This window comes from Holzapfeliella floricola DSM 23037 = JCM 16512 (assembly GCF_001436605.1).
In the GTDB taxonomy this organism is placed as follows: Bacteria; Bacillota; Bacilli; order Lactobacillales; family Lactobacillaceae; genus Holzapfeliella; species Holzapfeliella floricola.
Genome location: NZ_AYZL01000008.1, coordinates 56,443 through 72,161, shown reverse-complemented (window position 1 = coordinate 72,161; position 15,719 = coordinate 56,443). Strand labels below are relative to the sequence as shown.

The 15,719-nt window shown below is 34.8% G+C and carries 9 protein-coding genes; 3 read left to right on the top strand and 6 right to left on the bottom strand.

Features of this window, described 5'->3' with window-relative positions:
* The 4 genes from FC86_RS01475 to FC86_RS01460 all read right to left on the bottom strand — a co-directional run.
* A partial coding sequence (locus tag FC86_RS01475; protein ID WP_236692275.1) for a hypothetical protein occupies positions 1 to 3,778 on the bottom strand: 3,778 nt, incomplete at its 3' end.
* 326 nt (positions 3,779 to 4,104) lie between these two features.
* On the bottom strand, positions 4,105 to 5,661 hold the full coding sequence (guaA, locus tag FC86_RS01470) for a glutamine-hydrolyzing GMP synthase (protein WP_056974262.1): 1,557 nt from the start codon (positions 5,659 to 5,661) through the stop codon (positions 4,105 to 4,107).
* Positions 5,662 to 5,732: 71 nt separating this feature from the next.
* Positions 5,733 to 6,656: a type I pantothenate kinase gene (gene coaA, locus FC86_RS01465; RefSeq protein ID WP_056974261.1), complete on the bottom strand. Its 924-nt coding sequence runs from the start codon at positions 6,654 to 6,656 to the stop codon at positions 5,733 to 5,735.
* Positions 6,656 to 7,120, bottom strand: a complete 465-nt coding sequence (locus FC86_RS01460; protein ID WP_056974260.1) for an acyl-CoA thioesterase — start codon at positions 7,118 to 7,120, stop codon at positions 6,656 to 6,658. Before FC86_RS01460 ends, coaA begins: the two co-directional genes overlap by 1 nt.
* A 97-nt stretch (positions 7,121 to 7,217) precedes the next feature.
* Here FC86_RS01460 and FC86_RS01455 point away from each other — a divergent pair, with 97 nt between their 5' ends.
* On the top strand, positions 7,218 to 7,850 hold the full coding sequence (locus FC86_RS01455) for an SGNH/GDSL hydrolase family protein (RefSeq protein ID WP_056974259.1): 633 nt from the start codon (positions 7,218 to 7,220) through the stop codon (positions 7,848 to 7,850).
* 70 nt (positions 7,851 to 7,920) lie between these two features.
* On the opposite strand, the gene FC86_RS01450 is transcribed toward FC86_RS01455, so the two are convergent.
* Positions 7,921 to 8,892: a beta-ketoacyl-ACP synthase III gene (locus FC86_RS01450; protein ID WP_056974258.1), complete on the bottom strand. Its 972-nt coding sequence runs from the start codon at positions 8,890 to 8,892 to the stop codon at positions 7,921 to 7,923.
* A gap of 470 nt (positions 8,893 to 9,362) precedes the next feature.
* Between FC86_RS01450 and asnS the strand changes: the two genes are divergently transcribed.
* Positions 9,363 to 10,754, top strand: a complete 1,392-nt coding sequence (gene asnS, locus FC86_RS01445) for an asparagine--tRNA ligase (RefSeq protein ID WP_056974257.1) — start codon at positions 9,363 to 9,365, stop codon at positions 10,752 to 10,754.
* Positions 10,755 to 10,909: 155 nt separating this feature from the next.
* Positions 10,910 to 13,222 (top strand): immunoglobulin-like domain-containing protein, encoded by a 2,313-nt coding sequence (locus tag FC86_RS01440; RefSeq protein ID WP_056974256.1) that lies wholly within the window; start codon positions 10,910 to 10,912, stop codon positions 13,220 to 13,222.
* A gap of 39 nt (positions 13,223 to 13,261) precedes the next feature.
* Here the strand turns inward: FC86_RS01440 and helD are convergent, their stop codons facing one another.
* The gene (helD, locus tag FC86_RS01435; protein ID WP_056974255.1) at positions 13,262 to 15,577 is read right to left on the bottom strand and encodes an RNA polymerase recycling motor HelD; all 2,316 of its coding nucleotides are present in this window, start codon (positions 15,575 to 15,577) and stop codon (positions 13,262 to 13,264) included.
* Positions 15,578 to 15,719 lie beyond the last annotated feature (142 nt).

Below are 15,719 nucleotides of genomic sequence, written 5' to 3'. Positions count from 1 at the left end.
GTTTTCGATTTCCAGCAAATCCAGCTTTAGCTCCATCAAATCCTGACTTAAAGTCAGCATTACCGTTTGGTTCTTGATTTGGATTATCTAAGGCTGCTTCTGCACCTTTTCGTGCTTCTTTTGCTTTATCGTAAGCTATATTATATGCATCTTGATATGTTTTTGATGTTCCTGTTAAGTTAGCTTTTGGTTGACCGTTTATTGCAGCAACATTTCCATCTGCCACACCAGATTTTGTCCCAATATAACCATCTTTTTCTGTAGAAGATAATTGATTAATTTCTTCATTAGATAGTGATGGATTTTCATAATATTGGTTAGCACCTTTTTGACGCTGTTTTGATATTTGAGCAGCATATTTATAAATATCTGTATTAGATATATCACTATTTACATTTTCATATCCTGCTTTGAATTCAGTATAACCAAAACTATATGAAGCATTTGAATTTGTATCACTTTTATTATTTAAGTAGTCTTCCATCCCTTGAATTACATTTTGAGTATAAACCGCAGCAGGTTCTGTCGAAATTTTTGTATCATCAGAACTTAACATAGCTTTTGTAGTAGTATAACCCAACATAAAATTCAAATTATTCTGATTATCTGATGTGATTTCCTTATTAAAGAGATAGGCTTCACGTCCATGTTGAGCATCTTTAACCGTATTATATGAATTACGGTATTCAGAACTTGGATTATCATTCATTGAATAACCTTTTGCAGCTGTTGAAAATCCATCGTATGCATCCCTATATCGAGAGTCATTTGTATAACGATTAGCATTAGGAGTTCCTTTACCTATATAATCTTTTTGAGCTTGAATTTCTGGATTTATGGCATCATATGTTGAATTATAAGCATTTTTGTATACAACGTTACCACTATTAGCTCGAAGATCATCTTTTTGTCCTTTTGCAAAATCACTATATGCATCAGCACGGGCCTGTAATTCTAATACCGCATTGTTACTACCAGTATTAAAATTAACAGCTCTATCAGCAGAAACAAAATGTCCATAGATTTTATTGCTATAGTTAATTGGGTTAATATTACCCAAATCAATTGTAAATGGCAAACTATAATCACTACCTGATGTCTTTAAAACTCCTGCAGTATTTTCGTCTAACTTTTGCGAATATTGATTTAAACCATCACTTTTATCTTGCGAAATAATACTATTGTTTTTATCGCTAGATAATCTTAAATAAATTGGATTTTTGGTTAAATTATATTGACTATCTGATCCGATAGTATTGACAATACCTACTAATTCATAGCCTGTTCCATCTTCTTTAGCATTGAGCTTAACATCACCTAATTTAATATCTGGAACATTAGTTAGTAAAATATTTTTATCTGCAGTTGGGGAATAGTTCCAAACTGTTTGCTCTGATCCACTATCCATCCCTGTTCCTCTAACATTACCTCCGGAAAGATTAATATTCAAAGTAGAATAAGCAGATTTAGTATTATTATTCCTTAAAATACCAACATTATTAGCTATTAAATTCCCACTTCCATTAATGAGTCGAGTATTTGATGCAGTATTACTACCTCGGCTTAGTAATACACCAAAACCTTTTTCATTACCCAGCGTAAATTCTTTAGGGCCAGGTGAATCAATTGTTAGATTATTTCCGTTAATTAAATTAATATTTCCTGACCCATCTTCAATCTTTACACCAAAAACCGATTGTGTATTAATATTCAAGTTATTGGATGCCAAATCAATCAAATTACCTGAAGACGTGCCTAAATTTTTAGCGTATACCAAAAACTGTCCTTCATTTTGAATATTGATGTTCCCACCTGATAACTCTACAGCCCCAAGAGTTGATATAGGTCCGTCCATCGTAATACTAATAGCAGCGTTATCAACATTTACATTTCCTTTAACATATAAAGCATTAGATAATATTTGATTAGGGTTATTGTACTCACTAGCTTGTGGTTTTATATTCAATTGCGATCCCGGTTTAAGATTTAAAGAGCCTGACCCAATGTTAATTCCAGATGCAATCCCATTACTACCAGCTGACGCAGAATTAGTAAATCCTCGTGGCATTAAGTTTATAGTCGCATTTTTACCAATGTTAACTTGACCACTTGTATTTAAAACAGTTGCATTATAGGTAGATCCTGTAAATACAACTCCTTCTTCAAAAGTTAGATCTTTGACCTCCATATTTTCTTGGTTACTGCCAGTTATACTACTTGATCCAGATGCTGTTACCGCACCTTCAGGCGAGTATATGGTTCCCTCTGGTACATTTGAAGCACCTATTATAGGATTTTGATAGGTTTGTCCACCATTAATAGTAACTTTATTCCCACCTATTATTGTTGAAGCCCCAGCTGCATTAACTAACTGCGGACCTGTATACTCAATATTGCGGAAAGTTAAACTACCAGAGTCTTCATTTTTAATGGGACCATAAAAATTACTTCCCCACATATCAATGTTTTCAACCGTTGTCTTTACATTACCTCTTCTAGTAAAGGTATGATTGGCGAAATCAGCTTTATGACCGTTCCCGTCAATTACCATATCTTGTAAAGCCCCTGCCGTATAATTATAACGATTAGTTTGTCTATTACTGATAGATTCCTTGGTAAAGTTTTTAGTATAACTCCAAAAACTCAAATCGCTTACCAATCGAATAGTATTAACATCTCCGTCAGCAAAGGCTAAGGCAAATAATTCTGGCTTATTTATCAGACGTATTTTTTGATTTTGATATAACTTTTGACCTTCAGAAAATCCACTAGCATAGAGTTTTTCATGCAATATAGAAGGATTGGGATTTATAGTAAATTTTATATCTCTTAAATTGGTTGAAGCAGATCCCGTACTATATCCTCCACCATTGAATTTTAAATTATTATTATAACTGTTTGTTCCGTCAATCACACCCTGGTAGGCTTGGTTATATCCTCTAACATAAATATCGTCATTACTATTAGGAGTGGCTGATTTGGATGCCTTTGCATCCTCAATTCCGGCATTAGCTCCTTGAACTTCAATATTATCGTTATACCCTGAATCATAGGCCAATAAATAATCAGAATCTGAACTCGATTTACTACTAAAATTTATTCCGGATAAGTAGCCTGACTTAGCATTATCATAGGTACTTTTATAAGTTTCGTTTTTATCTTGTTTGTTGTGATCATCGTTGGAATTTGGATTTTTTGCTGCTTCGATTCCGTCATTATAGCCATTACTTCTTTCATCTCGATTTTCATCCGCAATGGCTTTACCAACAGCGAAAGCCCATTTATAGATAGCTGTTTCTTTAATAGATAGATCTATACTGTCTTCATTACCAGACTTACCAGCTATTAAACCTTTATAAGCTTTTTCATAGCTATCTTTTTGTTCGCTATTTTCTGTTGTAGAATTTCCATTAATTTTTGCTGATTCAATACCCGCATTAGCACCTTGAACTATAGAACTGTTGTTATACGCGTCATTATAAGCTGCCTCGTAATCTGAATTTTCAGAAGACATGTCTTTATAATTCCAACCATCTAAATAACCTTGCTTAGCATTATCATAAGCTGTTTTATAATCACCGTTTGCATCAGTAACTTCAGACTTTTCTCCTTTAGCTACTTGTATTCCGTCAGAATAACCTTTTTGATGTTCAGTGCGAACATCATCTCCTGATGATTCAGCCACAACCTGCTGACCAGCAGTTTGAACAGTGCCAATTACTCCTGCACCAAGCAATGCAAAAGTTGCAAGTGAAGCCACAACCCATTGCTTTTTCACTTTTTTCATTATTTTCTTTTCGTTTGTTTTTTGTATTTTATTTTTGTTATACATATACGCGCTCCCATCGATATAATTCCACTTATTGCTTATACTTACTAATCTAAATATAGTGATAGTTATTCTACAGATTATTTAAGCAAAAAGCAAAGTTAATGATTATTAAAAAATTTTACTAATATAGTTTAAATCCTATATCAATACACTTCTCTTCCTAAATATATCTAAATTTAGGTTCACGCTTTAACAATTCTTAATATTTTCTAAATATTTGTATCAAAAAAAGCCTTACAATCAAAATGATTGTAAGGCTTTTAAACTTAAAATTATTCCCACTCAATAGTTGCAGGTGGCTTAGAAGTAATATCGTAGACGACGCGGTTGATGTTTTCAACCTCATTTACAATACGAACGGAAATGTGTTGTAACACATCCCATGGAATTTTAGCAAAGTCAGCTGTCATGCCATCAATTGAAGAAACGGCACGAATACCGATTGTGTAGTCATAAGTACGACCATCACCCATAACACCAACTGAACGGAATCCAGGTAATACGGTAAAGTATTGCCATACTTCACGTTCCAGACCAGCATTTTTAATTTCTTCACGTAAGATGTAGTCACTATCACGAACAGCTTTTAGTTTTTCTTCAGTTAATTCACCGATAACACGAATACCAAGTCCTGGTCCTGGGAATGGTTGTCTCCAAACAAGGTCTGAAGGCATCCCTAGTTCTTCACCAAGGTGACGAACTTCATCTTTAAATAACGTATTAAGTGGTTCAATCAAGCTAAATTGCATATCTTCTGGCAATCCACCAACGTTGTGGTGACTCTTGATTGTTTCAGCAGTAGCTGTACCACTTTCGATGATATCTGTGTAAAGTGTTCCTTGAGCAAGGAATTCAATTCCATTTAGCTTAGTTGCTTCATCATCGAAGACACGAATAAATTCGTTACCGATGATTTTACGTTTCTTCTCTGGATCGCTAACGCCATCAAGTTTAGACATGAAACGGTCTTTTGCATCTACTTTAATAATGTTAAGTCCGAATTTTCCTTCTAAACTTTTCATTACTTGTTCAGCTTCACCTTTACGTAATAAACCATGGTCAACAAAAATACATGTTAATTGATTACCGATAGCTTTGTGTAGTAGAACACCTACAACACTTGAATCTACCCCACCTGAAAGACCAAGAAGAACTTTCTTGTCACCAACTTTTTCACGGATTTCAGCAACTTGTTGTTCAATAAAGTCACCCATTGTCCAGTTAGCTTCAGCTTTAGCGATTTCAAATGTGAAGTTACGTAAGATATCCATTCCGTAATCGGTATGACGAACTTCCGTATGGAATTGGATACCATACATGTTCAATTCTTTGTTTTCGATAGCTGTAATTGGGGCATTTTTACTTGTTGCCACAATGTCAAAGCCGGCAGGTGCTTCAATCACTAAGTCACCGTGGCTCATCCATACTGTTTGCTCTTTTGGTGTATTAGCAAACAAACGGCTTGTTTCATCTGTTACTTGAATTGGGGCACGACCATATTCACGGTTATCTGCAGCTTCAACACGTCCACCTAGTTTGTAAGACATTAATTGAAGACCATAACAAATGCCCAAGATAGGAATACCTAAGTTGAAGATTTCAGGATCAATACTGAAAGCACCTTCATCATAGACACTCATTGGTCCACCAGAAAGAATAATCCCTTTAGGATTAATGCGTCTGATTTCATCGGCAGAAGTTGTATTAGGTAATAACTCTGAATAAACACCTAAATCTCTAATTCTGCGCGTAATCAATTGATTATATTGACTTCCATAATCAAGCACGATAATTTTATCTGCTTGCACACTGTCGATTGCTTTTGACAAATTGGCCACTCCTTTATACTAATTAATAAAAATTATACGTGATATTGTACCACGTTTCAAATAAACTTTTTCTAATACTTACGAAGTAAAACCTGGTCAATCACGTGATATTTACCCTTATGCAAAATCACATTGGCTCGTGATTTGGTTGGGGCAATATATTCTCGCAAATTGACTAAATTAATATTTTTCCAGACATCTTTAGCAACTTGATAAGCTTTTTCTTCACCCATTTCAACAAACTTCGCATAGAAGTTTGTTGAATCTGTTTTGGCATAATCAAATAATGTCTTAAATCGCTTCAGGAACCAAGATTCGATTAAGTCTTCATCAGCATCTAGGTAAATTGAAAAATCAAAGAATGCCGTCAGGAAAATATCTGAGTTAGGTGGCAACTGTAAAATATTAATTCCCTCAATAATCAAGATATCGGGGCAATTCACAACCTCATACTCATCTTTAACAATATCATAAATACTATGAGAGTAGACAGGATATTTGACATTTGATTGTCCTTGTCGAACCTGTAATAAGAATTCATAGAACTTCTGCATATCATAGCTTTCAGGGAATCCTTTTTGTTCGGTTAGATTTTGACGTTTTAAGTCTTCATTAGAATACAAAAAACCATCGGTTGTCATCAATTGCACACTTAGTTTTGGAAATAGACGATCAATCAATATTCTTAATAACCTCGCCGTTGTACTCTTACCAACCGCCACACTACCGGATATACCAATAATGAAAGGACTTTTATGTTGGTTAGTTTGTAAAAATTGATTTTGTTTTTGGTGTAAATCACGACGATTATTCCAGTGAATCTGCAAGAGTTCAATCAATGGGTAATAAATTTCACGGACATCTTGTAATGAAATACTATCATTTAATGCTTTTAATTCTTGCAATTCATCTTCGCTAATGATTTCTTCAAAATGGTACTCAATTAAATCTTGCCAATCTGCTCTTGAGAAAGCATGGTAATTTTTAATGGGCATTATAAGTCACCTTTTTTTAGTAATTTGAATACTCGTTGGTGCGTTTTTTCGCGAGTATTTACACGATTTTCAAAGTTTTCCTGTAATAATTCTTCAATGTCAGTTTGACTTTCTATTGTAGGCAAAATCACCTCTTTGTCAACTGTCACAAAAGTAAACACAGCATAGTTAGTCAATTTGTTGCGACTATTGTAAACAGCAGCAAGTACTTCTGCTACACGCTTTTTAGTTTGGAGAACTTGCGCACGAATTGTGATAGTTTCACCCAAATCAATTGGACGCATAAAGCGAATTGTATCGACACTTCCTGTCACCATTCGGGCAGTTGTTAAAGTTTGGGCAGCACTTGCCATTGTATTATCCAAAATCGCCATTAAGCGACCGCCAAACAAGATGCCACCACTATTCAAATCTGATTCTTCTACGGTAAATTGGTATTGAACCAAAGTTTCTTTCATTAACATTTTTAATCTCTCTTTAAAAAAATTTGTCATTAGGTCTATTGTAATCTACTATTAAATAGATAGAAAGTTTTAAACTCAAAAAGTTAGGAGGGTTCTCATGGCCAAAATCTTACTTTTTGGTGATTCCATTATGGGCGGTTTCAAGAATGGTCGCCACACTTCTGCTATCACCAAACCGATTCAACAAGCTTTTCCAAAGGACACAGTTATCAATGTATCCATTTCTGGTGCCACAACTGATGATGCCTTAGACTACTTATCATTGAATGTTTTAAATGCAAAGCCTCATGTTGTGGTCCTTGCCTTTGGTGCTAATGATGCTGCTGTTAAACTTGGAATGACACCTGGCCGATTTAATACTAATTTGAATCGAATCATCGAAAAAATCGGACCTAAAAAAGTTATCTTAGTTTCACCACCGTACACTAACTGGCGTGTTGCTTCAAACCAATCATGGCCTCGCATTTTACAATTTGAATTAGTGGCAGAGCACGTGGCTCACACTTATCATTTGCCTTATCTTGATCTAGCTGAAGAAATGCAAAAAAGCACACATGTTAATCGTTATCTTCAAAAAGATGGTATCCATTTTTCTGATTCTGGTAACCGTTTATTAGTGAAAAAATTAATTCCATTGATTGCTTCTAAAGTGAAACGCAAAACTTTTAGAAAACGTCCTTATTCTGCCAGCAAAAATACCGTAACTAAACAAAAAAACCAACAAGTTTAAACTCGTTGGTTTTTTGTTTTAATACATCGCTTCTATTAGACAATTTACTGAAATTTTTTATCCTGTTTATCTAAAATTGTAACAAAACACAACCATAGGTAAATCCGGCACCAAATCCAACTAATAGTACTTTTTTGCCAGTTAAATCGACTTCACTATTCATTAACTGTGCTAGTCCAATTGCCATTCCTGCAGCCGAAGTATTACCATAATATTCAACATTTCGAGAAAATTTATCTATTGGCTGGTGGATTAATTCGGCTAACTTTTCAATCAAACGTAAATTAGCTTGATGGGTAACGTAATAATCAATGTCATCAACAGTTAGCTCGTTTTTGGCTAGGAAACTTTCAATATAACTTGGAATTGTTGAAACAACCTGTTGATAAACGCCACGACCATGCTGGTGGAAAGCCCCAATTGACGGATAATTATCCACAGATAAATCGTCAATTGTATTCACACGACCTGAATAAATCAAATCTTGATCATCGACTGTGTATAGGTTCTCATCAATAACTTGTGGTTGATCCCCAGCTCCTAACAAGACGCCAGCTGCACCATCGCCGAAGAACACACTACTTGTTCGATCTTTAAAATCAAGCATTTTTGAATTCACATCTGAGGCAATCACTAGTACTTTTTTATATTGACCTGATTGGATGAATTTATCCGCCGTACTTAACGCTGACATAAAGCCTGAACAAGCTGTATTCAAATCAAAGGCCCACGCATTTTTGGCTTTCAATTCTTTTTGGATAATGGCTGCTGTGGCTGGTGCCAAACTATCGGGAGTAAAAGTGGCCACAATAATCAAATCAATCTCTTCTGGTTTGGTGTTTGTTTGTTCAACAAGTTCAAGTGCGACATCTGTTGCAAGCTGGCTTGTATTTTCACCTTCAAGGCTCATTCGGCGTTCTTTGATACCAATATGAGACTGAATCCAGTCGTCTGACGTCTCCATAATTTGTGCTAAGTCATCATTTGTGACAATTGTTTTTGGAACTTTGTGAGTTGCTAAAAGTATTTTTGAAAAAACCATGCGGACTCCCTTTTCTTAATTTAAAATTCAATCATTAAAATTATAGCTTAATCATACCCCTTTAACCAAGGCATTTAAAATTTCTTAAAGGTTATGTCAAGCGTTCATGTAAATTACCTTTACAAAAAAAAATACTATGTTATATTTAATTTAATATAATAGAGTTAAAAACGACAAGTTAGACGAGTACTGTTTAAACCCGATAAAGCGAATTGAGGATAGTGAAAGCTCAACTTAGGCTCTTTAAACACGAATAACACTTTCTTTGTTTCTATCTGAACTAATCATTGATTACAGTAGGACTAGACGTGACTAACCCGTTATCGTTAGAGAGCATTTTTTGTGCTTTTAAAGTGGTTATTCGTAACAATTTGGGTGGTACCGCGAAGTCTTTCGTCCCTTTGCTGGATGGAAGGCTTTTTATTTTGCCTTTTTAGCTTTAATATTCATAACTTAATGGAGGTTATCCAATGGAAAATGTTTCAGTAAAATCTTTATACCAAAGTCAAACACATGACCAAGAAGTTGAAATCAGCTTAACCGGTTGGTTAAAAACACTTCGTTCATCTAAAAAAATCAGTTTCTTAGAACTTAATGATGGGTCATTTTTGAAAAATGTGCAAGTTATTGCCTTAAAAAACCTAGAAAACTATGATGAAATCACTAAAATGCCAATTAACACAACGGTTAAGGTAACTGGTCATGTTGTCGATACACCTGATGCTAAACAACCCTTTGAAGTGAAAGCCACTTCAGTGACTGTTGAAGGACAATCAGATAGTGATTACCCACTTCAAAAGAAAAGTCATTCTTTTGAATACTTACGTTCAATTGCTCACTTGCGTCCTCGTACAAATACTTTCTACTCAGTGTTCAAAATTCGTTCACTAGCTTCATTTGCGATTCACCAATTCTTCCAAGAACATAACTTTGTTTATGTAAATACACCGATTATTACAAGTAACGATACTGAAGGTGCTGGTGAAATGTTCAGAGTGACCACACTTGATATGAACAATTTACCAAAAGATGATCAAGGAAAAGTAAACGACAGTGAAGACTTCTTCAAAAAACCAGCTAACTTAACAGTCAGTGGTCAATTAAATGGTGAAGCTTTTGCACTAGCCTTCCAAAACATCTATACATTCGGTCCTGCTTTCCGCGCTGAAAACTCACATACTGCTCGTCATGCTTCAGAATTCTGGATGGTGGAACCTGAAATGGCATTTGCTGACTTAGATGCTAATATTGAAGTCGCTGAAGCAATGTTGAAATACGTTGTTAACTACCTACTTGACCATGCTAAAGAAGAACTCGAATTCTTAAACGAAAACATTGATGAAACTTTACTTGAACGTCTAAAAACAACAAGTGAAGAACCTTTTGCTCGTGTAACTTATACTGCTGCAATTGATCTTCTTCAAAAAGCTGATACAGAATTCAAGTACCCAGTAAGTTGGGGAATTGATCTTCAAACAGAACATGAACGTTACCTATCTGAAGAAATCTTTAACCGTCCCGTATTTGTGACTGACTATCCAAAAGACCTAAAAGCCTTCTACATGCGTGCTAACGAAGATGGCAAAACAGTTGCTGCTGTTGATATGTTGGTACCAGGTATTGGTGAATTAATTGGTGGTAGTCAACGTGAGGAACGTTATGACGTTCTTGAAGAAAAAATCAAAGACTTTGGTTTAGATTCAACAGAATATGAATGGTACCTAGAACTTAGAAAATACGGTGAAACCATGCACTCAGGATTTGGTGTTGGTTTTGAACGTCTTCTAATGTACGTAACAGGTATGGAAAACATCCGTGACGTTATCCCATTCCCAAGAACACCAGGTAATGCTGAATTTTAAAACTCTTAAAAAGCTGTCATAACAAATTGTTATGACAGCTTTTTAATTATTAATTTTCTCTAAAATACAGAGTAATAATTTGCTGATTTCCTAAATTGATTGTCTAATAGATATGTAAGAAAAATATTACCGTTAATATATTTAGGAGACATGTCATGAAAAAAATATTTTTAAACAAGAATTATAAATTTATCATAATTTCACTGTTTATTACTCTATTAGCATTATCAGCAAGTACACGACCGACCATACTGGCTGCCCAAAACAAAAGTCCCATTACATTTAAAATTAGCAACAACTTTAATCAAGCAACATTAGCCAATAATACCGACACAAAATATATCAAAATTTCTATCCCCAGAGGTCAAGTTGAAACCCTAAAAACTTCTGACTCTATCACCATTAACCTTCCAGGAATTGTTGTTCCAAACTCAACAACTATTTTAGGTGGAACAGGTAATGAAACCATCGTACAAAATAGTAATCAAGCTGTTCTGAACTTCAACAGAGATTTAGATCTTTCACAAGCCACTCAAAATATTGATTGGTATATAACATTTAAAGTCACCGCCCAAAATCAAGACCGTGAATATCCCGTAAGTGTTACTTTAAATCATCAAAATACAGATTATACCCTTTCAAACTCGGCTGTTATCACAAATACAACGAATATCGGCCCTTCTGGAACATGGATTGTGGGATCAGGATATCAAAATGATAATTTGGTTTTCGCTGATGATACGATTAATTCACTCTTAACACAAGATCCCAGTGATGACACTAATAAATATGCAACTTTTACAAACGAAGGACCTTATATTAGTGGAAGTGCTATTTATAATATTTTGGGCAACGCCAAAACTGATAATGGTGCCGTCTGGTTTAAATTAGATGATAATCTAGATTTAGCAAAAATTTATATGTGGACTAGAATGGATAGCAAAAAACCTATTTTGGTCACACGGGATGCCACTTCTCGTGTCATTTATACTAGTGATGATAAACGTGAAGGGTACATTGAACTAAATTCTAGTGAACTTCAAGAACGTGCCTTGCAAATCGCTGTTGTTGCCAAAACAAAAGATGGCTTACCTGCTGATGGTAAAAATAAGACTTACCATTTGTCTATGAACGCTTTATACCATCTCAATCCCTTATTTAAAAACAAAGAAATTTATGACACCATTATCAACCCAGATAATGGTAAATTCAAACCAAATATTCAATTAAACTATGGTAATAATATTAGATTAGATACCAACAGTAATTTTGACTTTTCCAAATTAGCAACGATTACTGATACCTATGATGGCGATGTTACCGAAAAAGTTTCTCCTACAATTACTCGAGATAATAATCTTGTAACAAACTTTAATTCAAAAGAACAGGGACAATATAACTTTAACTATAGTTATACGAATAGTCACGGCATTCGTTCTTCTAAAGACGTAACCGTTGTCATTTCGCAGTACAATCCAGCAGGTGATCCCGATTATGAATTTAAAAATTTAACCTTAATTGCTGGACCTAAAGCAACTTGGAATATAAACGACAACATTGTTAAAGCATTTAACCCACCTTATTATGAAATAGACAATGATGAAAATTTAACTTCTATCGATACTAGAATACCTGGTATACATTCAGTCTATTTCGCTGAATATGACTATCAAAAAAATACTATTGGAGCTCCTTTAGGAACTGTTACCATTAATGTTTTGCCTACCAAAGCAAAAATTGTCAGTCAAAATTCTAGAGTAGAAGCGGGAAATAATTGGAATCCAAACGATAATATCACCGAAATACGTGATGCTTATGATGACCCCATTGCTTTTGATATCAATTCTATTTCCGGATCTGTTGACACAAATGTAGAGGGAGATTATCCTATCACTTACTCTTACGAAGACATTGCTGGTAATAGATTCACTAGTGACTTCATTGTTTCTGTTTACCGTGCTGATTTAGCTAGTATCAATTTTGAAAAAGATAATAATAATGATTATCAAGTAACGCCTATCAACTCAGAAGGTCGAACTTATAAACCAGGCACAACTGTTTCATTACCTGGATTCGATGATTTTTTTACAGTTAATGAAAACGGTTCGTTCAGCTTACCAAACAATAGTTTGCCTATGACTGAATCAAGTGGGGAGGCTTTTATTGTTAATCCTCTAAGGTCCAATAGTATTAACGTGAATATTCCGGCAAGGTTTGTTCCTGAACCTACTCCTGGTCCTGAGCCTTCTCCTGGTCCTGAGCCTTCTCCTGGTCCTGAGCCTTCTCCTGGTCCTGAGCCTTCTTTCGACAATAATAAAAACAGCCTCGATAAGTCAACTGATAATACTGAAAATCAGCAACTACCTCAAACTGGCAGTCAAAAATTTTTAAATAAAGTATTATCATTGATTGGTCTGACTATAATTATGGGACTAGGATTGATCGGAATCAAGAAAAGAACTGGATAGATAAAAAAGTCTTTGAAATCAAACGATTTCAAAGACTTTTTATTTTTCTTTTATCTTTTCTTCGTACAATTCTGGATTGATATCTTCTAACAATCGGCTCTTTTGGCCTGTGTATAAAATAGCCAAGGTGTGCATTGCACGAGATGCAATTGTGTAAACTAATTGACGTTCACTTTCTTTGTTATAAATATCATCTGAAGCGTTGTACATGACAACACTATCGAACTCAAGACCCTTGGCCAAGTAAGCTGGAACAATTAATGTTCCTTCAACTAAGCGTTGGTTTTCAGAACCAATCAAGGTACTTTTAACGCCTTTTTGTTTCAATTGATTAAAGACATCTTTACTTTCTTGTAGTGATTTTGTAATAACAGCTGTTGTTAAGCCTTTGTCAGCTTGGGCGGTCAATTGATCAGCTAATTCGTCAATCATTTCGCTTTCATCTGAACACGAAACCATCACAGGTTTTGGCCCGATACGTTCAAATGCTGTGATTTTTTGACCATTGCGCAAAATGCCACGTGTAAAGTCAGTCACTTGTTTGGTTGAACGATAAGAAGTGGTTAACTGTGCCACACTTGTTTTTTCTGGATCAAATAAGTGTGAAATATCAGCTAGTAACCGTTGATTTGGTTCTGTTGCCAAAATCGTTTGGTTCAAATCACCCAGCATGGTAAAACGAGCATTTGGAAAATTGAATTTCAAATAAGCAATTTGAAAAGGTGTGTAATCTTGTATTTCATCGATAAACACAAACCTCATTGAACGTTCACCTGTTCTACCAGTCAATAAATCATACAAATATAAGTAACAAGAAACGTCTTCAATCGGTAATTCTTTTGCTTTGATTTTTGCAAGTATTTGTTTGACTTCTGCTTGCCATTCAGCAGTTGTTATCCCGTGTTGTTCTAAATCCAGAATACGAGGGACTTGTTGCATAAAGTGGTTGTATTGAGCAGAAAAGTTAATAAAGCGGAAGTTATTGATATACTTAGCAACTGATTCAAGGCTTTCAGTGACGATACGTTTAGCAATAAACTTGTATTCATCATCGCCTGATTCAAATTCTTGATCTGGTTGTTGATAAAACATGCGTAGTTGCTCTTCACTTAAACCTTCAATCATTTCTTGTACCCACTGCTTCTTCATTTCAGAAGAAACACGACGGTTTAAGATTTTGATTAATTCTTCTTTTGTCGCTTCGATACGATTCATTAACTTATAGTTTTCATTGAATCCGTAATAAATTTCTTTGATTTTTTCCTTATCAATAAATGATTCACCACGGAATTTGATATCGCGAAATTGCACACCACCACGAGCTAAACGATTGCCATAGCGTGTTAATAAATTAAAGAACGCATAACTTGATTTTAAGTTTGTGATTTTTTCACTAGCATTTGATTGTGCTTGTTCAAATTGTTGGAATAAGTTTTGAACTTTGAATTTTGGTACTCTTCGCGATGCAAATTGCCAATATGTCATCTGTACCATGTTTTGTTCACCTAACTCAGGTAACACATTTTGCACATAATCATTGAATAACTGGTTAGGTGAAAACATAATGACTTGATCACTCGTTAGGTTCCCACGGTAACGATAAAGCAGGTAAGCAATACGTTGCAATACGGCACTCGTTTTACCTGAACCTGCAGCTCCTTGAACAAATAGTAAATCAGAATCGGTATCTCGAATAATCGCATTTTGTTCTTGTTGAATAGTTGTGACAATTGTTTTCATTTGAGAAGATGATTTTTCATTCAACACTTCAAGTAGCATTTGATCACCAATCGTTTCTTGGGTATCAAACATGTTTTCAATTTGACCATCTTTAATGATAAATTGACGCTTCAATGATAAGTTCACATCTTGCTTACCTTCAGGTGAATTGTAAGTGACATCTCCTAATTTTCCATCATAATAAATTGATGAAATCGGTGCTCGCCAGTCATAAACCAAGAACTCATCTTTATCATTGGTAAATGAACTCAACCCAATATAAATTGTTTCAGGTCCTGGTTCCCCTTTTTCTTTAAAATCGACACGAGCAAAATAAGGATTGTTTTCTAATTTTTCAAGAACATCTAATCGGCCACTGGCATGTTGCCAACTATTATTTCTTTCCATTAACATCTGCTGTTGTTGGCGAATAGATAAAGCGGTTTCAATCGTTGTTGAATCACCGACATAATTAATTTTGACATCATCATAAAAGTGCTCATTCAGATTCTTTTCTTCTGTCTTTGCACGTTTAATAGATCGATTTAGTTTTTGTTGACGCTTGTTAATTTCCCCTATCACATGGTCTAAACGAGCCTGTTCATCCCTGCGATTTTGTATATTATTACTTGTCATAAACTCACAACCTTACTATAGTTTCCCTAAAAAATTTACTAAATATGATACCACAATTTTTTTGTTAATAGCAACGACTATTCACTATCCTTAATCAAATCATTAAAAATATTCCTTTTTCTTATATCAATGCTTTATACTA

What these genes read in the sequence shown, in the direction of transcription:
- FC86_RS01455 (WP_056974259.1), top strand. Translation starts at nt 7,218, where the DNA reads ATGGCCAAAATCTTACTTTTTGGTGATTCCATTATGGGCGGTTTCAAG.
- helD (WP_056974255.1), bottom strand. Translation starts at nt 15,577, where the DNA reads ATGACAAGTAATAATATACAAAATCGCAGGGATGAACAGGCTCGTTTA.
- FC86_RS01460 (WP_056974260.1), bottom strand. Translation starts at nt 7,120, where the DNA reads ATGTTAATGAAAGAAACTTTGGTTCAATACCAATTTACCGTAGAAGAA.
- FC86_RS01450 (WP_056974258.1), bottom strand. Translation starts at nt 8,892, where the DNA reads ATGGTTTTTTCAAAAATACTTTTAGCAACTCACAAAGTTCCAAAAACA.
- coaA (WP_056974261.1), bottom strand. Translation starts at nt 6,656, where the DNA reads ATGCCCATTAAAAATTACCATGCTTTCTCAAGAGCAGATTGGCAAGAT.
- FC86_RS01440 (WP_056974256.1), top strand. Translation starts at nt 10,910, where the DNA reads ATGAAAAAAATATTTTTAAACAAGAATTATAAATTTATCATAATTTCA.
- asnS (WP_056974257.1), top strand. Translation starts at nt 9,363, where the DNA reads ATGGAAAATGTTTCAGTAAAATCTTTATACCAAAGTCAAACACATGAC.